This window comes from Microcoleus sp. ARI1-B5 (assembly GCF_036705795.1).
In the GTDB taxonomy this organism is placed as follows: Bacteria; Cyanobacteriota; Cyanobacteriia; order Cyanobacteriales; family Microcoleaceae; genus Microcoleus.
In genome coordinates this window covers 248,194-267,187 of the sequence record NZ_JAUBVK010000001.1, presented here as the reverse complement: position 1 = coordinate 267,187, position 18,994 = coordinate 248,194, and the positions used below count along the sequence as shown (strand labels likewise).

The window sequence follows — 18,994 nt, the reverse complement described above, 5'->3', positions numbered from 1 at the left end:
AATCGATAATGGGTAATGGGTAATGGGTAATCGGTAATGGGTAATGGGTAATCGCTTACGCCTATAGCTCCAGGGTTTCTGGAGGTACAGACGCTCGGTAGTGTGAAAACCCGGGAGCCGCATCTGGCATACCTGATGTGAGTGAGAACCGCTATACCATCAACATCCTTGAGTATCCCAGAATGGTAACCTGGTACTTGGGATGATTTTATCGAATATAGCACTCATGAGCGAAATATTCGCGGACTCTTGGGTAATCGGCAATCAGTAATCACCGAAAAGCTTGCGGTTCAAAAGCACGCGCGACGAAGCTATCGGGTTCCCCTACGGGGTTCGGTGAAGGGTAGGGAATGGCCCATTATTCATTACCCATTACCCATTACGCATTACCAGACATACCTCACTCGGGGCGATCGAGGCTATACTCAATCATGTTTTAATATTATGACTGATTATTTAGAGCCACAATGAGTTTATCATCTCGCAGAACCTTCAATCAACGGCTAGGACAATTTTTGCTGAGTGCGGCCGTTCCTCCTGCTGTTCTCAAACAGTGCCAAGCTGAATCCTCGAACCAAGCCGAACCCTCGAACCAAGCTGTATTAAAAACTAATACTAAGAAAGCTCCTACCAAAAAAGTAGTTCCAGAAGTAGAATTATTAGTGCCGACTTTTTTAGGGAACGACCAGCGCAGATTTTACGGTAGAGGTGTGCCGAAAAGCTTGAAATTAATCGATAAATTTCAACTGGGAAGCGGCCGGACTTTTCTGGGAAGGCGATCGCAAATTTGGAGCGGCGCGGGTTGGACTGGACAGCCAACAATTACCAGAGACCGAGACAAAACTTATTTAATTATAGGTTCTTTCGACCACTATTTGCACAAAATAGACATGGCGACAAATAAAGAAGTTTGGCGCTATGAATTTGATGATATAATTAAAGGCAGTTCCACAATTTATATCGACCAAACAGCCACCGCTGAAAACAGAATTGTGATTTTGCAAGGCAGCCGCAGCGGGGGAGGCGGCAAAAATGTTGTCCCGAGTTTTCGGGCAATATCTTTTAGAACGGGCAAGGAACTGTGGAAGTTGGACATCAAGAGAACGCCCAGTTACAGCCAGGATAATGACAGCAGTCCTTTGTATTTGGGTGATGGCCTGTTGTTCAATGCGGGCGAAAATGCGATTGGCTATTTTCTCAATAGTTCTGCCAGCAAAGCCAAAGTCAAACAAGGAATCAAGCAACCGCAGATATTGTCGGAAGTGCAGCTTTATGCAGCGGGAGACATCGGCAAACACGGCGGCAACTTGGTAGCGGAATCATCGCCGTCAAGGCTCAAAGATAGAATATTTATCTCTGCTGGTTCGGGTCATATTTACGGTATTAGTATTAAAACTCAAAAGATAGTCTGGGATTTCTATACTGGTTCAGATATCGACGGAAGTGCTGTAATTTCTAAATCGGGGAAACTGTTTTGTGCGATCGAAAAACAATACATTGCGGGCAACGGCGGAGTCCTAAAACTTAATCCGAACAAAGAACCTAATGCCAGCGTCGAATGGTTTTTACCAACCGGAAATCGCCGACTTTCTGGCTGGGAAGGCGGGATAATTGGCTCGGTGGCGCTGAATGATGAGTACAATCCTGGGGAGTTTCCGCTGCTATTTGCCACAAATGCGATCGACGGCAATTTGTACATCGGTTCCCAAGATACGATAACAGGTAAAAAGAATGCTGTGCCTTGGCGCAACCAGTCTTACGATACTCCGGTAATCGTGTTTAAAAAAGAAATTGGTTCTTCGATTTCGACTCCGATTTTTACCGATGGCAATAAACTGATAAGTGCGGGATACAATGGTGTTTATTTGTTCGATTTGAAGTGGGAACGAGCGAAATCGGGGGATAAGAATGCTTTGAAAAATGCTAAAGGCGAGTTTTACCGTTTGAAGGTAAAAGAATCAGGCAGATTTAAACCGGGTTTGTCGTTTGAGGCGACGCCTGTAGTTTGGGACGGAATTGTGAGGATTTGCGCGCGGGACGGCTGGATGTATACTTTGGGCTAAAATCAAGGTTTGATCGTTCGGAATGCGAGTCCGCATTTTCCGGGTGTTGAAATCCGCCACTGTCCCTACCTGCCGTTTAACAGCGCTTATCTCTATCATAGAAAGGATCTCAGGAATTATAGGAAACTTGTTATATGGCGACCAATGACAGTCAAATAAATCAAATTTACGGTTCTGAGGATGCCCAGGGTATTTTACAGCTTGCGATCGCCCGGCGACAGGATGAAGGGGAATTATCCAGAGTGCAGTTGTTCGAGATTGCGGCGGAATTGGGCATTTCCGAACAGGATATTGTGGCGGCGGAACAGCAATGGTTAGCAACTAGAGGGGAATTTCAAGAAAAGCTGGTTTTTAACACTTACCGCCGTCGCAAATTGCAGAAAAATGTGACAAAGTACGGCATTATCAATACTTTTTTAGTTTTGTTCAATCTAGCAGGAGCGCACGAGCTTTCTTGGTCGCTTTTCATTTTACTAACGTGGGGATTGGGATTGTCGCTGAATGCTTGGAATGTTTATCAAACTGAAGGGGAAGACTACGAACAAGCGTTTCAAAGGTGGCGTTTGAAGAAACAAGTCGGACAGTCGATCGGCACTGCGACGGATAAGTTTATGAAGTGGTTGCAGTCGTGATAAGTTACATAATCCCCGGTTAAATACATATAAATCCTGTAGGGGCGGGTTTTACCAACCATAATTGCCTAAAATCAATAATCTCATAAACCCGCCCCCGCGCAACTTAATTTTACCCTTCAGGAGCGATACCCAAAGCTCTTAACTGAGCCGCCAGTCGATCGCCGCGCTGTCGTTCTTGCTCAGCTTGTTGTTGAGCTAATTCTTTCTCCTGTTGTTCTTGTTCGGCACGCTGTTGCTCGCGATCGGCACGCTGTCCCTCTTGTTCGGCTCGTTCTCCACCCGTCAGCAACAAATTGCCTTCTTCGTCCCAAAAACGCAACCAAGGCAATTCCGCATTTTGATACTGTCCTTGCCAAATTCCTAATTCCACACCCAAAGGCGCAATCGGATAGTGTCCGCGATCGTTGGCCGGCAATAACTGATAGTTACCTGTTAGCAACTGATACACTTCTACGCTGGCTCTACTCACTTCATAAATAGCGTAGAACGGCACGCGAATTGCTTGTTCGTAAACCCAAAACTTGCCAGTCTTAGGAGTTGCATCTCGTTCTTCCGAACCGTCGCCCGAAACAAATTCGATGACAATTAAAGGTGCGATCGCTTCGTACCACATCACGTAAGAACGCCGAATTTGACCGTCAACTAATGGCGACACGTTTGGAACATAAAACCAATCGGGTGCTTCAGCTCCTCTGTCTGTCGGCTCTGTTAAACGCCAATAAATGCCGCAATCTTGACCTATGCAATATTGATTGTCCCGATGGCGCTGCTGCAATAGCGGGGTGATGGCATCAGTCAGCAGAATGCTTTGGGGATGCTCCTGAAAGTTTTTCACAAATGTACCGTCTTCGTCGGGCAGTTGAGTGTGGTCGGGAGGGCGATCGGTTATTGGTGTATAGTTTGTATCTCCCTCGGATTCTGGGAGCTGAGTGTGGTCTGGCAGTCGATTTGCTATGGTCGAGGCTTTTGTTTTAGAAGCAGTCATACCGGTAACAGTTAATTAAATTTAGATTATTTATCTAAAATGTAGCATTTTTATTGCGGAATCGTTACTGTTTTATTGTTACAAATTGCATCTCATCTTCCCTCGCGATAATATTCAGTTTTCACATATTGTCTCAGCACTGGCGATAAACTGAACAGCGCTTGATTATCTTGTTCTTGTTTTTCAATCAAGGCTCGATTTCCCAAAGATAGCAGCGCCTTGCATAAATCGTCCGGCGATAATTGCACATTTTCTAGCAATTTAGAAATTGAAACAGGCTCGATTTCATTCGCGATGCAGCACATGACCTGTTTCTCTAATTCTGATAAGCGATCGCACTGCTGCTGCAATCTTGCTTTCAATTCCTCTGGCAAGAATAGCATATCATATTTTAAGAATTCGGCAACTCTGCTGCTAAATAATTCTTGAATCATGGCTGCAACTATTTTCAACCACAAGGGATTGCCTCGGTAAGTGTCAATCAGGGTTTGCCATTTCTCCGGTTCTAGTAAACCTTTTTCTCTGAGTATTTCGCCTGCTGCTGCACCTAAACCGTTGAGTGCCAAGGTGCGAACGCGGGCGTTTTCTCTGTTTAATGCGACAATTTCTCTAGGCGGTTCCCAACTATTTATCATTAAGCAACTGTTGTGGCAAGTTGCGCCTATAAGTTTGAATAGAGTGCTGTAATTTTCATATTCAGGTCGATAATTGCCTGCTATTTGTCCGCTGCTGAGAATTGTTTGTACGTCGTCTAGGATGATGAGGCAGCGGTGCGATCGCAATTTGTCGATTAGCAGCGATAGCTGTTCATCGGTGCTTGTTGGCAATTCGGTTTCTGGTAGATTAGATAAAAATTTAAGTAGGCTTTTTAGGGTATTATGGAGGGTTGGGGATGTGCCGAGACTTCGCCAAATTATATATTCAAATTGATGCTGGATTTGTGGGAGGAGGTGGAGTGCGAGATTGGTTTTGCCAATTCCACTGAGTCCTAATATTGCAACTAGGCGGGTGCGATCGTGTATTATCCACTGTTGTAGGGTGGCGAGTTCGGATGTGCGATCGTAAAATGAGCTGATATCTGGTGCGTCTCTTAAGTCTTGGCGTATTTGGGGTTGGGTGTTTTCTGGGGGAGAGGGCGATCGATCTTTTGGAACTTCTGGAGATTGGAAATTATCTGCACAGACATTGATGTTATTAACTCCTACAAAAGCTTTCCCAATAGGTGATGAAACATTGGAGATGTGCAACCTTTTGAATGTGGATTTAAAATTAGATTTATTAACTGCTTCACCTAATACATCTGAAAGTATTTTCCATAATTCCGAAGCAACATCCCTAGCATGACCTTCGCTGCAATGAGCTTCCTGTGCGATTTTCGGGTATTTTTGACCTTGCCAAGCACCGAGCAATATAGCCTCTTGCACGTTGTCGAGGTGTTTTCCTGTTTTGGTGAAAACAAGGTTGTCGGCAAATTTTAAGATTTCTTCAGCGTCCATCGATCGGGGTGGTGTGCGGGTTTTAGCTATTGTATCCGACATTTTCCGATATTACCAGATAAACTATGACTTTTTACTAAACTGTGATTTGTAAAACTACCGACATTTTCCGATATTATCCGGCTTGACAAAACTTTATATTTTTAGGGATTATAAGAAAAATTACTAATGAAGCAGTAAATATGGGCCCCGTCAAATTCAACAAAGAAAACGTAAATAAACTTACAAGAGGTATGAAAGGTGTATATGGGATATATGATGCAGAATTCCCAAACGGAACGGCATACCTAGGGATGTCTGAGTCCTGCATTCGGGAAAGGCTATTGGCTCACTTAGAACCGAACAATAGGAACGGGAGCAAGACGATCCATATGCTTGTCGAACACAATCATGATTTATGGTTTTCTTACGAAGAAACTTATAATCCCCGTCTTCAAGAAGCAGAAGAAATTTTTAGGTTGCAGAAGCCACCAGCAAATAGAAGATATGAGTGGAAACCGTTAAGAGAGGAATGGGGAAGCCTGTAATTTTTTGACTGACAAGTGTCCTCAAGTTTAATCAAATTTTTGTTTGTGGCTTCCTCTAATTTTTCTTGATAAGGAGTTTTCTCGTGGCAATCGATCTAGATTTATTCTCGGGCAATAATTACCGCTCGACTATTCAGCGGTATTGCAATCAACTAGGATGGAACATTAGCGACATCAACGATCGCCGTACCATCATCAATTTTACAATGAATTCTGGCAGTACCCAGACACTCTTTATCATCCGCTATGACACGACGCTGGAGTTTTCAGTGCCGAGTGGTGTTAAGTTTAACAATGATGATGATGTTCCGGGATGGATATCTACACTTATGCTCAAAGAAAACTCTAAGTATAAAATAGGTTTCTGGAGTATAGAACAGATTAATGACCGACCAACTTTTTCGATCATGCACAATGCTGAAATCAGTTTGATTGACGTGTCATACTTCCAAAAAGTTGTAATGAAATTAATTCAAGAGTGTGATAGCTTTGAGCAGACTATCTCAAAAGCATTGAGGAGGTATTAATCAAATCTGTATAGTAGTTACAAAAAGCTATTTTTGGATAAAATAACATGGAAACTTTGCCTGTAAAGATGTCAGATATTAGAGTTCCCAATCTGAGTGAACTCAATCCAGCAAAAATACGCGCTATAGAAAATTCTTCCGAATCTTTATCAAATCTGCTTCACGATAAAGACGATCCAATTGTTCTCTATCGCGGTACACCTCCTTACGAATTGTGTGACGGCAGACACAGAGTTTATTTGGCCGATCAACAAGGCATTAAATTAGTTCCGGCTGCTTTCAACTAAATCTAATGAGAAAAGTAGAATTTACTTATTAGCAAAAGAGCGATCGCCCTTGCTTTCCTAAAGCGCGATCGCCCTTTCTTTTACTTCATCCGCAAGAGCGATCGCCCTTTATTCCAACCAACTACCGCCGATACAAAGAACCAGCAAACTCTAACACTTCTTCCTGAGAGCGCTCGGGCAAATGATTAATAATTGCTGTAATTTTCTCTGATATTGACAGCCAGTTGTTTGTACTCGCTTTCCAAACAACAATAAATTGCTCGTCTGATAACGCACGCAAAGCTACAGTTTCTCCCTCTTCATTGGTAAACTCCACTTCATAAGTGCGATCGGAGTAGCATTCCACTATTGCCCCTTTGTCTCCTGAATGAAGACGATCTTCAGGCAAATTTACTAACAATTCAACAACATCAAAGAGTTCAGGCTGTATCATTTCCTCCTTACATATAAAGTTGTCAATCTAGCCGCATTACTATTGGGCGGTACTACCCCACCCGTGCGAACAATCTCTCGCTGTCCTTCAATGCCTGTAATTTCCCAATCTACACGATAATGCTCCCCATGCAGGTCAGTTCGCTGTAAAATTGCTTCAAATGAGAGTGCTTTTGTCTGAATTTGTTGTAAGAGTTCCTGATAATTGTCTCTAGTAAATCCCAGATGAAGTTGGAACATCAAAGCCTTATCGCCACCTACGGGGTTGTCTGGGTTAAGAGCATACTCCGTTAATTTTCAAGAATCAACTGCTACACTGCTAACAATATCTCCCAGTTTCATCCTTCTCACCCCGCGTTAGTTCTATTTTAGCAGACAGGAGAAATTAGAGTTCGATCGCCCTTTCTTTCCTGAAGTGCGATCGCCCTTTCTTGAGTTACACGATGAAGGACACGGCACTGCCGTTTCCCTACGAATATCTGTTATTGTAGGTCATATTTGTAGGGGCACGGCATTGTCGTGTCCGGCTTCTAGTCCCCGCAGCCGATTCCCTACGGGATAGCTACGCTTCACGCACTTTCTTCGCCCGGAAAACCTAACTTTCCGGCTGCGAATCTCCCGAAGCTGCATCATCAACCGCAGGATGAATTAAGGTCGATCGCAAACCTTGCCTAATTTCCGAATTCAAATACCTGCGCTGCAAAACCTGCCATTTTTGCCAAGCCCCGTAGCGCTTTTGGGCCAACAAACCAGCCAGTTTCGGCAACTCTTTTTGCAAATCGCGATCGACAAAATCTGTCAGAAACTCCCCTAAAACTTCACAATCTTGAATATCGCCCAAACATTCCTGAACAGCTTTCACATCTTCCACATAAGCTTCATAAGTCGCGCCGTAAAAATCGCCAAACAGATTCATCAAATAGCGAACCCGCTTAGCTTGCTTCCGCAAATCGTGCAGAATAGTTCCCTCCGCTGCTAACTTCTCTTCCACAGCAGACTCATTCAAATCATCAGAAACTTTAACTTTCCCATCCTCATATTCCGTGCCCAGCAGCCAAGCAGGATGCAGGAAAAACTCGCTGACTTGAGGTAACAGTAAATCCGGCAAAACCTCAGCAATTGGCAAATGTTCGATCGCCCGAAACAGCGGTTTTTCTACCCAATTCTCGATCGACTCCTTCAGCGACTGGTAACTTTTGTGTTCCAAAACAGCCCTCACCGCTTTCAAAGCCCGACGGCGCTGTTTGAGCAAATTCAACAAAGCCTCATCCAAAACTTCCTGTTCCTCGGCTGGCAAATTCGGGTAATAGCGGTTTTGGAGACTTTCGAGCATCACATCCAAATCCCTGAGCGTTCCCAGAATCCGCCCCACCTTACCAATTTTGCGTTCAGAAGCTTCTTTTGGCAAGTCTAAAACCGGAGCAAAACCCGTTACAGCCGATCGCAAACGCCGCATTCCGACTCGCATTTGATGAAGTTCTTCTGGATCTTTGTCTTTGATAACTTCATCCTCGTGCTCTACAGTTTTGCGGAAATACTTGTCAATCGCGACAGAGGCCGCGTCTCCGAGAGTTTTAACTTGAGTTTTAACTTTTGCTGATGTTTTTACGTTCATGGTAGGTGTAGAGTCCACTTTCGCGATCGACTTTAATTTTGATTTCAAGGTTTTTCTAATAAGGTTTTACATCCTAGCACACACTTTTTATTCATGAACCGCAGCCATAATAAATCTTAATGTAAAGTGCTTGACAATTTATCCAAAGTCAGCATTTAGTAATTAATTCGCGATCGCACTTGCGAGTTCAGAAACCCGGTTTCTTCGTATATTTCTCGTTCCGCATCGCAAATTTTTCTCAGAAACCGGGTTTCGACGCCCCATTTAGCAATCTCGAATCTAAAATCTTCAATTCTTTAATCTTTAATCTTTAATCTAAAATAAAATTCCCTCCCCCGCCCTTGGGCTAATAAACGTCTGATTTCTGGCGCGCTTTCCCCAATAGGTTAAGATCGCTCAAGGCCCGACATTTATTTACCAAAGGGAGAGAGAGGGTGCGATCGGGAAGACAAGTTTTAAATTAAATCAAGTCCGCCCAGCTTGTCCGACTTCCAAGAGGCAGTTTAGCCTTTCCAGTCTTTCTCAGATTGTTCGAGCACGTAGGTGGCTACATCCTCGATTTGTTCGGGCTTCAAGCGGCCGGCGAAAGCAGGCATAGCATTTTTGCCCTTAGTTACCTGAGTGGTAATAGCTTCGAGAGAATTCATGCCGTACTTCTCAAGAGCACTCTTTTTCAAGGTTTTCATGGCCATAACGACGTTGCCGCCACCGATGTGACAAGCAGAACAGTTGGCGCTAAAGATTTTAGATCCTTTAACAGCATCACCTGCCAATGCAGGGCGGCCGAAGCCCACAGTCAAAATTGCGAACGCTAACAGGGCGATCGATAAGAGTCTTTTCAACGCAGTTCTCCTCTAATGGACACGCAAAGGGTGATTCTTTAGATATTTTACCTGTTAAAACAGGCGCGATCGCCACTACGCGATTGCTTTCTCCCGAGTAATTTACCACTTTTTTGGCAGTGGCGATTCAACTCTCAAGATTATCGATACCCCATCCCGGAGCAATCTTTGCGGCCCGGAGCACAAAAGCAGCCAAATTTTCAATTTCAGTCTGGCGCATCCAGCTTTCCGGCACTTGGCGGCACCAAAAAGTTTCCTCACTGCCGTCATAAGTCATCGGTTCTCTCAGATACGCCACCAAACTATTGATGTCGCTGCGGGCAGGCGTTGCGCCCTCCAGAGCCTTCAAAGACAAAGATACAGTCGGATCGGGCAAAGTGGCTCCCCCGACATGACAGTTGAGGCAGTTTTGCTCAAACAACCGCTTGCCTGCCGACAAATCCTCAGCCGAAAATAACCGAGTGTGTCCCTCAGAGTCCAATTCCAGTGCTACAGGTTCGCTGACTTTCAAATAGCGAGTCACATAAGAATCGGCAGCAGCCAAGACTGGTTGAGGTGCCAGCAGCACGATCGGCAAAATAATTAAAATTCCCAACAGAAAGCAGACAAAAACACCGCGACGCAGCATGAGCGACTACAACCTTTTGCGATCATCAATGAGCAGGACGTAAATTTTAGATTTCAGATTTTAGAGCGGAAAACGGCCAGCCCGCAATCCTGGCCAAAGCCCAGCCTTCTCCCAATCCAAAATCCAAAATCTAAAATTTAAAATGGATTAACGAGCGCCTTTGCCACCCGCCCACTGCTTGGAGACAATTTTCGGCTGCAACAGAATGTGACCGGCAATCGCGTACAAATCCTCATCCGAGAGATTTCTCATCTCAGCGAAAATATCCGCGCTCTTCATGCTCGGATGAACTTCCGAAATTTCTTCAAACCCGTCATAAGTCGTGGGATTTTTCATGTAATCCACTAGCGACTCAATATTATTGCGGGGCGGGTTGGCCAAAGCCAGAGTTTCCGGGCTCAAATTCACGTTCGGGTCAGTTTTTGTCATGCCCGCAGCGTGACATTGAGCGCAAGCCGAGTTGAACAGGCGTTTGCCTTGCTGGACTTGTTTGAGGCTCAGCACTACCGGAGCGCCCTTGTCATTCAAAGTCACAGTGCGAAGTTCAGGGCTCAGTTCGACAGCCATCGCGCTGCTGACAAATAATTGAAATGTCAAGAATACAGCGGTCAGAGCAATGAAATATCTTTTAAGCATGGTTCTCCTTAAAAAAATCCGGCAAATTATTGAACGCTAAGAGAGCATATCTGGCAAACAGATTTCTGTTCAAAATTCCCTCCTTCTGCGGCAACTGGCGAAAGTTTGTGCAGCCTTACCTTATATAAGGTAGAGGAATTTTGCGATCGATCTAATCTGCAATTCGTTTTGAGTCGCCCCTTTTTTCGAGAGCGGACATAATTGCCTTAACATCCTCCAAAGCCAAGCGGGTTTGAGGGTGCTTGTAGGCAATTTCCAACTCGTCGCACAAGCGGAGCACGTCTTCAACAGGGACGTTGAAGTCTTCTGCTATTTCTGCGATGGACAGGTCTGCAAAACCCATAATTTTTAGGTCGCTGACTGGTCAAAATTAAGTTGACGGCTATTGACTGAAAGCTGGACAATTTAGCAAAGCGCTGTTAGCTCCCGTCTGTTAGGCAAGTTCTGGGATTTTGTGCGATCGCCAGCTAACTAACCGCTAACTGCCACTAGGCATTTTTGCCCAGCCAAACAGAGGGGCCAATCAACTTCCAATCAATATCATCCCACTGCTGCGTCCTTATTACCAATAGGACTTGTACGCGGGGCTGAAAACCTGGTGTCTCCGTGAATGTCTTGCTACCAAACTTAATATTTTTCCTATAAACCTGGGTTTTTTCGCAATTCCTCTGAAATTTTGGTCTTTCCCCCAGACTCACCAACAGACACTCAGGCGATTTGAGATTTTAGATTTTAGATTTTAGATTTACTCCACAGATGCAATCTGGGGCTTAAACAGGAGTCTAAAATTTTGAGTGCTCCACGACAGGAGGCGGGAGGCGCAGCAGCTTAGGGAGAAAGCAGATTCGCGTGAGCCGGCGCGGGCACAGCGTGGTGGCTGTCGCTAGCATGAAGGGCGGGGAATTCCGAGTTTGCCAAGAAAGGCTCTTTCTGGTGGAGGCTGATAAGCTGAGCGAGAGTTTTCTTTAATTGAGTCCGGGGTACGATCGAGTCTACAAAACCGTGGGCGAAGGAGTATTCGGAAGTTTGATAATTTTCCGGCAGCTTTTCCCGCAGAGTTTGCTCGATTACCCGCCCGCCCGTAAAGGCCACAGTAGCTTTTGGCTCTGCAATTATAATGTCTCCCAGCATGGCAAAACTGGCAGTGACGCCCCCGGTGGTCGGGTGGGTCAAAATTGGGATATAAAGCAGTCTCGCTTCCCGGTGGCGCTCCAGAGCCCCGGAAATTTTAGCCATTTGCATCAAGCTGAGCATTCCTTCCTGCATTCTCGCACCGCCGGAAGCGCAGACAATGAGTACGGGTAAGCGTTCCCGCGTGGCGTGTTCGATGAGGCGAGTCAGCTTTTCTCCGACAACTGAGCCCATGCTGCCGCCGATGAACTGAAATTCCATGACTCCGAGGGCGACCGGCCAATTTTCGAGTTTGCCGGTGCCTGTTTCTACGGCGTCTAGGTGGCCTGTTTTTTCTTGAAATTCTCGCAGTCGATCGCTGTATTTTTTCCGGTCGCGAAATTTCAGGGGATCGGTGGCGTGCAGTCCTGCGTTAATGGGCATCCAGGTATTGGGGTCGATCAACTGCTCGATGCGCTCGTCGCTGTAAACTCTGATATGATGCCCGCATTCCAAGCAAACCATTTGATTTGCTCGCAGGTCTTTGGTATAGCTCAGGGCATCGCAAGCTTCGCATTTATGCCAAAGTCCGTCGGCAATTTCTCGTTCCGGCCGTTCTTGGGAGTTCGGTACTGATTTTCGTCGATTTGCAAACCAATCAAATAGAGACATTAAAACTTGGGAATTGGTAATTGGTAGTTGGTAATTGGGAATTGGTAATTGGTAATTGGGAATTGGTAATTGTTAGTTGTCAATTGCCAGTTGCGATCTCAAATCCGGTTACATGGGAATTATACTATAGAGCGCCAGAGCGCGAGCGCCCCGCTCCGAAAATCATTATTCCGATGCTCGTGTCAACGATATCATTTATCTACTAAGGACTATTGACTAATAACTAATCATCAGATTCTGGCTCATCTTCAACTGGACTGATGAGCAGCGATGCAGTTCGCTGGTGTTCTGGAAGAACTTGCAGGGCTGTAGCACTTCCTGCCCCAAAATAAGATGCTATGCCCAAGTCTACAATCCGAGCGGGGATTTGATGACCAGCCAGGAGCTGCTGCATTAATTCCGCTTCCCACCGAAAGCTAGTCGTTTTAAGTGTAATCCAAGACACGGGACAATTTTACCAATTATATGAACCGATATTATGTTCGATCGCGCTTTTTACCTGCAGATCGCAAACCCTAATTCGGGAAAAACAACTGCAAGTAAGTAGATAAGATCGCTTCGCCCCACAGAGCCGTAATTGCTGCACCGAGAGCCAGAAACGGGCCGAAGGGCATGGGTTGACGCCGTGAGAGCAATCCGATCGCGATCGCCCCACCGCCGACAAAAGCCCCAGCTACACAGGCGAGAAATCCCGCTAGCAGCAAGAGTTTCCAGCCAAGCCAAGCTCCCAGGGCGGCGGCCAATTTGGTATCTCCCATCCCCATAGCAGTCTGCCCCAAGCCGATCGATCCTGCAAGTGCGATCGCGTCAAACAGCCACAACCCGACAACTGCTCCCAAAATTCCGTCTAGTACAAGATAGTGTACTGAGTCGATCGGGCTTCCGGTCGGCCACCAACCCTTCAATACTTGGAAAACCAATCCGAGCACCAAACCCGAGCGAGTTAAAGAATTCGGCAAAGTCATTGTATCGCAATCAATCAAAGACAAAGCCAACAGCCAGCTAAACAAAACCCACAAACCTAGAGTTTGCACGCTCACCCCAAATTTCCCGAAGATGAGCAAAAACAGCAAACCCGTAGCGGCTTCCACCAGCGGATAGCGGGCAGAAATCTTACTGCGGCAGTGATTGCAGCGTCCCCGCAGCCACAGCCAACCGAGCACGGGTATATTTTCGTAAGTTCTGAGTTGATTTAAACATTTGGGACAGCGAGAGGGAGGGTGTATCACCGACAAACCTGCAGGCAACCGATAGATTACCACATTCAGGAAGCTGCCGATCGCCGAGCCGATAACAAAGACGATCGCGGTGACAAGGCAATTAAAGATTATTTCCATTAAGTTGGGGGTACGACTGTTGACTGTTGACTGCTGACTGTTGACTGTGGTTATTTATTAGTTGTTAGTTGTTAGATTGTGCCCGGTAAATTACTAATTACGTTTGTAGCGATAGATCCAAATTCTCGGATTTGGATGCGGACTAAAGTCCGAACGATCGAACCTTTTTTTGCAATTGTGCGATGTGTTTTGATTTTAATCTGTTACCAAATTCTCGGATTTGGATGCGGACTAAAGTCCGAACGATCGAACCTTTTTTTGCAATTGTGCGATCTGTTTTGATTTTAAGCTGTTACCAATGACCAATTCCCAACTACCAACTGTCAACTGTCAACTGTCAACTGTCAACTGCCTAATACATTTGAGATTCAAATTCGTCAAAACTAACAAAACGTTCACCGGGCAATAAAACTGGCTGCGAAGCAAAAATTAGCTGGCCTCGATCGCTTCCGTGACAGACAACTACACCAACAGGACGCTGCATCTGCTCGGAATGCACTTTCAGATACATACTATATGCCGATCGAGCTACTCGGATCAAATCAGGAGCTAGCAAGCTGTGACTTTCGGAAATTTCTATCCTAGGTTGTGAGTTAGGCTGGTATCGGGTCACTGGAAACTTATGATAATGGTATAAGTCTAGCTATTGGTGTTGGCTCTAGTTCGATCGAACTGACCTTATTTTTTAAAGAATAGACTAGAATGTGGAAATTAATAGATTAACTTACAATCCTCCCTTAGCTGCGATCGAACTGCGGCTGCGAGCGCTCCTTTCCGCCGAACTGTACGCTGCAGCGTGGGTAGATCCGTCCCCCGCGACGCTAATGGGGGTTTTCGAGCACCTGCGCACTCTCCGCTACATCCTCCACGACTACGTGCCCAGACCCGTCTCCGAATCTGTGCCCCACCCGGGGGAGGTGCGCTACCAGCGGCAAACAAGCACTTTGCTGTTTACCGATTTAGCAGGGTTTACGTCGCTGTTGGAAGCGAATGCGGCCCTGGGGCGCAAGGGCGCCCAAACGCTGCTGGGCGTGATTAACGACTATTTTGCCTCGATGATTGAAATTGTCACATTTTCAAGAATTACAAATCCATTTTTATGTTTGAATGCCTCGCGCTTGACAGTGCGGGGTTGAACAGTTCCTCCGCAATACTCACATCGGTATCGATACATAGGATTAGGCCTCAAGTTCAGTGAGTTCCTAAACCGTGATGATTAGATAACGTCGGTTACTAGCGAAACGTCCAACCACTGCAACAGGTGTTTGTCTATCCAGTGCAGTCCCCACTACTACATATTTTGTACCTCTGGGGTCGCCTTTTTCAACCCGGATAATCTGACCGTTGAGAATCGCCTCTTCCACATCCAAGATGGTCAGCAAATCCTCAGCCATTTCTTCCATTGCGCGGGCTGACATATCGTACTGGCGGAGGCGAATTTTTTCTCGGATACGGTTAATATCGTTGCGAGGGACTGGCTGATTAATGTTATACCATTTTTTTAAAGATGTGATAGACTTGTGTAAAAACTAAAGGAGAGCATTACAATGTCGGGTCGTCCTCATATAAAGATTACCGAATCTGTAGAAAATTTACGAGAAATCCTCAAACAGCAAAAAATAATCCTAGCTTATAACAAAGTTCAAATGCTTTATTTATTTCAGTCAAAACAAGTAGAAACTGTGCGGGAAGTATCCGCAGTTTTAGGTAAAAGTGAGGCAACGATTCATCGCTGGCTCTCCCAATATAGAAAGGGCGGTCTGAAAAATTTGTTAAAAAATAGGCAGGTTTTCGGTCGCCCAAAAAAGTTCTCAGTTGAAATAGCAGCGACCTTGCAACAAGAGTTGAGAGACCCCGAAGGATTTAAGAGTTATAAAGAAGTTCATCTTTGGCTCTGGTTGATTAAAGGAATAGCCAGTAGTTACCCGGCTGTATATTCTTTAGTAAGAGGGGAATTAAAAAGTAAATTAAAAATTCCAAGACCTCGCAGTATTTCTCAGAAATCTACGGCAATTAATGAATTTAAAAATAACTTGCATCAACAGATAAAAGCTTTACTACACAAATCTTTACCTCAAGTAAACAAATATAAAAAAGTCACTTATTGGTGAGCGTGATGAAACGCGGATAGGGCTGCATACAATTCGTCGGCGCCTGACGCTTTCCGGCGTAAAGCCAATCGGAAAGCATCAATGGAAATAAGAGTGTTTTTGGCTGTATGGGGCAGTATCGATCCCAAAAGAGAAAAAGTTTTTTTTGGGAGTTTTCGCATTTAGACAAAGTTTGTTTTGAAGCATATTTACAACTTTTGTCAATACAATATCCTCATGAATTACACATCATTCAAGTAGATAACGCACCCGCTCATAATTTAAGCTCATCTGAATTACCCGACAATGTTATTTTACTATTTCAGCCTCCGGCTTGCCCCGAAGTAAATCCCACAGAAAGAGTGTGGGAATATCTCAAAGATTTTTTAGCGAAAGTCGGTGTTTAGTAATCTTGACGAACTCCGCATAAAAGTCCAGGAAATTTTGGCATCTTTCACGGAGCGTGTCATTGGTTTTCTCACCGGATGGTCTTGGATTTTACATTCTTTATCTCTATCACATCTTTAAAAAAATGGTATTATATCTAGGCAATGATACCAAATGATACCATTTCTCAAAAATTTTGCCACAAAAAAAGTGTTGGGTTTGTTTACACGAACGAGAGTTTGTTAGGTGCGGATCTGTAAGATTGTCGATATATCTTTGGGGGTTTTTCTCAGGCGATGCACCCTCGGACTACTTCGTCACTCGCACAGACTAAACTCCGATCGATATTTCACCGTTCCGCTGCAATCTTGGCAAGCTCCACTTTCTAACTCCAACACCATAAAAGCTTCATCGGGTACATCATATTCGCATCCCAAGCTCTTGCTACTAGCAGGAACGAACCCGAAACGCGAATAGAAATCTGGATAGCCCAGCACAACCACTGCCTGAAAACCCGATCGCGCGCACTCTTTTAAACCTTCGCGGATCAGCAGCGATCCTATACCTTGCCGCTGATAGTTGGGTAGAACTGCGACTGGCGCCAACCCCAAAATCGACAAATTGCTAGAACATTTTCCTTCGACGACAACGGGACTGAAGAAAATGTGTCCGACAACTCGATCGCATTGTACGGCAACGAGGGAAAATGTAGATGCAATTCCCCGCAATCGATCGACTAAGTTTGCCTCATTTTCTCGCCCGAATGCCAGAATATTGACATTGCGAACCGCTTCTACATCTTCTGGCTTTTCGGTACGGATATCCATAGCTTAGATTGATTAAAGTCGGTAAATCCTGTGTCGATCGCGAATTCAATTGTAACATTTGGTCGATCGGGCCGACGAAATGATACAGAAACCGTCAGCCTGAATCGGTAGGTTGCAGGAAATCGCTGCTATATTTTTGAGCTGTTCTCAAAAGGTAGCATGAATTTGTGCGAGATCCATTTAAGAGTGTTTCTGCTTTGACTCGACAGTCTGGAAACTCGAACACTGATGCCACAACTTGCCCGGATGTAAGTGCTTGTAGCAGGAGAGTCACATTGAGGTTGTTGAATGGATCGGACTGCGGTAAGTCTAGGTTTATCATGTTAATTTTTGAAAGAGCGATCGCGAGCTTCACGCCCCTGTGTGCAATCATCGCCCTTTGAAATGGTGGAAATGGATAAAATTGTCAGTGGAAAAAGAGGTTGGGTGACACGAGGGTTAAGCGAATATGCAGGATGGGGCGATCGCTCATTCTTTGCTGGGGCGATCGCTCAAGGGGAAAGCTACCAACTTGCACGGGCGATCGCAATCGGAGTAAACTTAGTTTATGGACTTAGTTTTTTAAGATTATGGAAACTGTAAATATCGATCGAGCTCAGACAAATCTCTCAGAACTATTATTGCGTGTGGAACTTGGAGAAGAAATTATTATTTCAAACGGAGCTATCCCAATAGCGAAGTTGGTTCCGTTTCGTAATTCATCCAATCGACGAGCTAGTTTAGGGCAAGATCGAGGGAGATTTATTATACCAGAGGACTTTAACGCTCCTTTGCCAAAAGAGATTGTGGCAGCATTCGAGGGGGATTAAAAGTGAAACTTTTGCTGGATACGCAGTGTTGGTTATGGTGGTTTGCTGAACCTGAGCGATTGAATGAGGAGGATCTCGCGCATATTGCCGATGAAAGGAACGAATTGTGGTTTTCTGTTGCTAGTATTTGGGAAATAGGTATAAAAGTTGCGATCGGAAAATTGCCGCTGCCAGAACCGGTAGATAGCTACATTTTACGATTACTCGGGCGACTCAGTACCTAGAGGGGCTTGACGGCGGTGACGAATGTGTACGATCGCAACTGTATCGCCCTCCACCACAAACAGAATCCGATAGGTTCTTCCTTTACCAACCCACAGTTGTCTAATTTCTCGACCGATGATGGCCGCTTCGGGTGCAATTGAGCAACGGTAAGGAAACTGTTGCAGGGACGCGATCGCGTCTTGGAGGTCGTAATACCATTGATTTGCTGCATCAGTGCCCAGATAATCGCACATCCAACGGTAGGCGGTTTCAATTTCTTCAAAGGCGGGTGGTTGAATTAGGACTTGATAAGTCATAAACGAGGGGGGATATTAAACTGCTGTTGTAGCACCTTCATGGCTCTCTCGGCTGGAATACCTTCACCTCGATCGAAGCTTTCGAGTCCTTTGCGGATGCCGATAATGGCTTCGAGATAGTCGATGCGCTCTAACAGTTGTTCGTAGGTATTGAGTTGGCGGTGTGGAGTGGATTTGAGCGATCGCACCAAGCTCAGAAGCTCGGTGAGCAGTTCGTCAGGGGTGCTATCGATTTCTTGGATGAGAAGTTCTTTGATGGTCATCGTGGCTTCTGGTGGAAGATTGATACTTCTTTGAGTATAACGATTCTCGAACGCTATGAGTTTCGATCGGTCGATCGCTCTTGTTTGAAAAAATAAGAAGGGCGATCGCACTTTTTTGCTGTGGCGATTCCCTAGTGGATACCTACGCTTCACGCTAAGAGTGTGGAATCATCGCCCTTTGAAATGGTGCAAATGGATCGGATTGTCGGCGGAAACAGAGGTTGAGGTGACACGAGGGTTAAGCGAATATGCTTGCTGGGCGATGCCAACCGTCGGCTTCGCCTACGCCCGTCAGAGCGAGCTAT

The 18,994-nt window shown here is 45.3% G+C and carries 24 protein-coding genes and 2 pseudogenes; 8 read left to right on the top strand and 18 right to left on the bottom strand.

Features of this window, described 5'->3' with window-relative positions:
- Positions 1–467: 467 nt before the first annotated feature.
- Complete coding sequence (locus QUB63_RS01270) at positions 468–2,063, top strand: outer membrane protein assembly factor BamB family protein (protein ID WP_332942949.1); 1,596 nt, start codon at positions 468–470, stop codon at positions 2,061–2,063.
- Positions 2,064–2,197: 134 nt separating this feature from the next.
- Positions 2,198–2,695, top strand: coding sequence for a 2TM domain-containing protein (locus QUB63_RS01265; protein WP_332942948.1), 498 nt, complete (start codon positions 2,198–2,200; stop codon positions 2,693–2,695).
- A gap of 112 nt (positions 2,696–2,807) precedes the next feature.
- On the opposite strand, the gene QUB63_RS01260 is transcribed toward QUB63_RS01265, so the two are convergent.
- Both QUB63_RS01260 and QUB63_RS01255 read right to left on the bottom strand, forming a co-directional pair.
- On the bottom strand, positions 2,808–3,683 hold the full coding sequence (locus tag QUB63_RS01260) for a Uma2 family endonuclease (protein ID WP_332942947.1): 876 nt from the start codon (positions 3,681–3,683) through the stop codon (positions 2,808–2,810).
- A gap of 92 nt (positions 3,684–3,775) precedes the next feature.
- Positions 3,776–5,179: an NB-ARC domain-containing protein gene (locus QUB63_RS01255; RefSeq protein WP_332943259.1), complete on the bottom strand. Its 1,404-nt coding sequence runs from the start codon at positions 5,177–5,179 to the stop codon at positions 3,776–3,778.
- A gap of 610 nt (positions 5,180–5,789) precedes the next feature.
- On the opposite strand from QUB63_RS01255, the gene QUB63_RS01250 reads away from it, so the two are divergent.
- Positions 5,790–6,233, top strand: coding sequence for a hypothetical protein (locus tag QUB63_RS01250; RefSeq protein ID WP_332942946.1), 444 nt, complete (start codon positions 5,790–5,792; stop codon positions 6,231–6,233).
- A 47-nt stretch (positions 6,234–6,280) separates the two neighbouring features.
- Positions 6,281–6,520, top strand: coding sequence for a hypothetical protein (locus tag QUB63_RS01245; protein WP_332942945.1), 240 nt, complete (start codon positions 6,281–6,283; stop codon positions 6,518–6,520).
- A 121-nt stretch (positions 6,521–6,641) separates the two neighbouring features.
- Here QUB63_RS01245 and QUB63_RS01240 read toward each other — a convergent pair whose 3' ends face one another.
- The 11 genes and pseudogenes from QUB63_RS01240 to QUB63_RS01190 all read right to left on the bottom strand — a co-directional run bounded on the left by QUB63_RS01240 (position 6,642) and on the right by QUB63_RS01190 (position 14,405).
- Positions 6,642–6,953, bottom strand: coding sequence for a DUF4926 domain-containing protein (locus QUB63_RS01240; protein ID WP_332942944.1), 312 nt, complete (start codon positions 6,951–6,953; stop codon positions 6,642–6,644).
- A pseudogene (locus tag QUB63_RS01235) lies at positions 6,950–7,237 on the bottom strand (DUF6883 domain-containing protein); the annotation flags it as partial. The gene QUB63_RS01240 and the pseudogene QUB63_RS01235, both read right to left, overlap by 4 nt.
- 310 nt (positions 7,238–7,547) lie before the next feature.
- Positions 7,548–8,615, bottom strand: coding sequence for a CHAD domain-containing protein (locus tag QUB63_RS01230; protein ID WP_442922314.1), 1,068 nt, complete (start codon positions 8,613–8,615; stop codon positions 7,548–7,550).
- A 455-nt stretch (positions 8,616–9,070) separates the two neighbouring features.
- Positions 9,071–9,409 carry a cytochrome c6 PetJ gene (petJ, locus tag QUB63_RS01225; RefSeq protein ID WP_332942943.1) on the bottom strand — a complete coding sequence of 113 codons (339 nt, stop codon included), beginning with the start codon at positions 9,407–9,409 and terminating at the stop codon, positions 9,071–9,073.
- Positions 9,410–9,536: 127 nt separating this feature from the next.
- Positions 9,537–10,037, bottom strand: a complete 501-nt coding sequence (gene psbV2 / locus QUB63_RS01220; RefSeq protein WP_332942942.1) for a photosystem II cytochrome PsbV2 — start codon at positions 10,035–10,037, stop codon at positions 9,537–9,539.
- A gap of 147 nt (positions 10,038–10,184) precedes the next feature.
- The gene (gene psbV, locus QUB63_RS01215; protein WP_332942941.1) at positions 10,185–10,673 is read right to left on the bottom strand and encodes a photosystem II cytochrome c-550; all 489 of its coding nucleotides are present in this window, start codon (positions 10,671–10,673) and stop codon (positions 10,185–10,187) included.
- A gap of 151 nt (positions 10,674–10,824) precedes the next feature.
- Positions 10,825–11,016 (bottom strand): translation initiation factor IF-2, encoded by a 192-nt coding sequence (locus QUB63_RS01210; RefSeq protein WP_332942940.1) that lies wholly within the window; start codon positions 11,014–11,016, stop codon positions 10,825–10,827.
- A 485-nt stretch (positions 11,017–11,501) separates the two neighbouring features.
- The gene (accD, locus tag QUB63_RS01205; protein ID WP_332942939.1) at positions 11,502–12,455 is read right to left on the bottom strand and encodes an acetyl-CoA carboxylase, carboxyltransferase subunit beta; all 954 of its coding nucleotides are present in this window, start codon (positions 12,453–12,455) and stop codon (positions 11,502–11,504) included.
- Between the two features lie 223 nt (positions 12,456–12,678).
- Positions 12,679–12,900 (bottom strand): hypothetical protein, encoded by a 222-nt coding sequence (locus QUB63_RS01200; protein ID WP_332942938.1) that lies wholly within the window; start codon positions 12,898–12,900, stop codon positions 12,679–12,681.
- 70 nt (positions 12,901–12,970) lie between these two features.
- On the bottom strand, positions 12,971–13,792 hold the full coding sequence (locus tag QUB63_RS01195) for a prepilin peptidase (RefSeq protein ID WP_332942937.1): 822 nt from the start codon (positions 13,790–13,792) through the stop codon (positions 12,971–12,973).
- A 352-nt stretch (positions 13,793–14,144) separates the two neighbouring features.
- A complete protein-coding gene (locus tag QUB63_RS01190) occupies positions 14,145–14,405 on the bottom strand; it encodes a hypothetical protein (protein ID WP_332942936.1) in 261 nt (86 codons plus the stop codon).
- A gap of 91 nt (positions 14,406–14,496) precedes the next feature.
- Here QUB63_RS01190 and QUB63_RS01185 point away from each other — a divergent pair, with 91 nt between their 5' ends.
- Entirely contained in the window at positions 14,497–14,928 is a 432-nt protein-coding gene (locus QUB63_RS01185; protein WP_332942935.1) for a hypothetical protein, read from the top strand.
- A gap of 66 nt (positions 14,929–14,994) precedes the next feature.
- Here the strand turns inward: QUB63_RS01185 and QUB63_RS01180 are convergent, their stop codons facing one another.
- Positions 14,995–15,210, bottom strand: a complete 216-nt coding sequence (locus QUB63_RS01180) for a DUF4258 domain-containing protein (protein WP_332942934.1) — start codon at positions 15,208–15,210, stop codon at positions 14,995–14,997.
- A gap of 129 nt (positions 15,211–15,339) precedes the next feature.
- Here QUB63_RS01180 and QUB63_RS01175 point away from each other — a divergent pair.
- Positions 15,340–16,410 (top strand): annotated as a pseudogene (locus QUB63_RS01175) (IS630 family transposase).
- Positions 16,411–16,586: 176 nt separating this feature from the next.
- Here the strand turns inward: QUB63_RS01175 and QUB63_RS01170 are convergent.
- Entirely contained in the window at positions 16,587–17,096 is a 510-nt protein-coding gene (locus QUB63_RS01170) for a GNAT family N-acetyltransferase (protein ID WP_332942933.1), read from the bottom strand.
- 94 nt (positions 17,097–17,190) lie between these two features.
- On the bottom strand, positions 17,191–17,418 hold the full coding sequence (locus tag QUB63_RS01165) for a hypothetical protein (protein ID WP_332942932.1): 228 nt from the start codon (positions 17,416–17,418) through the stop codon (positions 17,191–17,193).
- A gap of 71 nt (positions 17,419–17,489) precedes the next feature.
- Here QUB63_RS01165 and QUB63_RS01160 point away from each other — a divergent pair, with 71 nt between their 5' ends.
- Both QUB63_RS01160 and QUB63_RS01155 read left to right on the top strand, forming a co-directional pair.
- Positions 17,490–17,678 (top strand): hypothetical protein, encoded by a 189-nt coding sequence (locus QUB63_RS01160; protein ID WP_332942931.1) that lies wholly within the window; start codon positions 17,490–17,492, stop codon positions 17,676–17,678.
- Positions 17,666–17,905: a type II toxin-antitoxin system Phd/YefM family antitoxin gene (locus QUB63_RS01155; protein ID WP_332942930.1), complete on the top strand. Its 240-nt coding sequence runs from the start codon at positions 17,666–17,668 to the stop codon at positions 17,903–17,905. The genes QUB63_RS01160 and QUB63_RS01155 overlap by 13 nt, the downstream gene beginning before the upstream one ends.
- 200 nt (positions 17,906–18,105) lie before the next feature.
- On the opposite strand, the gene QUB63_RS01150 is transcribed toward QUB63_RS01155, so the two are convergent.
- Both QUB63_RS01150 and QUB63_RS01145 read right to left on the bottom strand, forming a co-directional pair.
- Complete coding sequence (locus tag QUB63_RS01150) at positions 18,106–18,426, bottom strand: type II toxin-antitoxin system RelE/ParE family toxin (RefSeq protein WP_332942929.1); 321 nt, start codon at positions 18,424–18,426, stop codon at positions 18,106–18,108.
- Positions 18,423–18,842 (bottom strand): hypothetical protein, encoded by a 420-nt coding sequence (locus QUB63_RS01145; RefSeq protein ID WP_332942928.1) that lies wholly within the window; start codon positions 18,840–18,842, stop codon positions 18,423–18,425. The genes QUB63_RS01150 and QUB63_RS01145 overlap by 4 nt, the downstream gene beginning before the upstream one ends.
- Between the last annotated feature and the right edge of the window lie 152 nt (positions 18,843–18,994).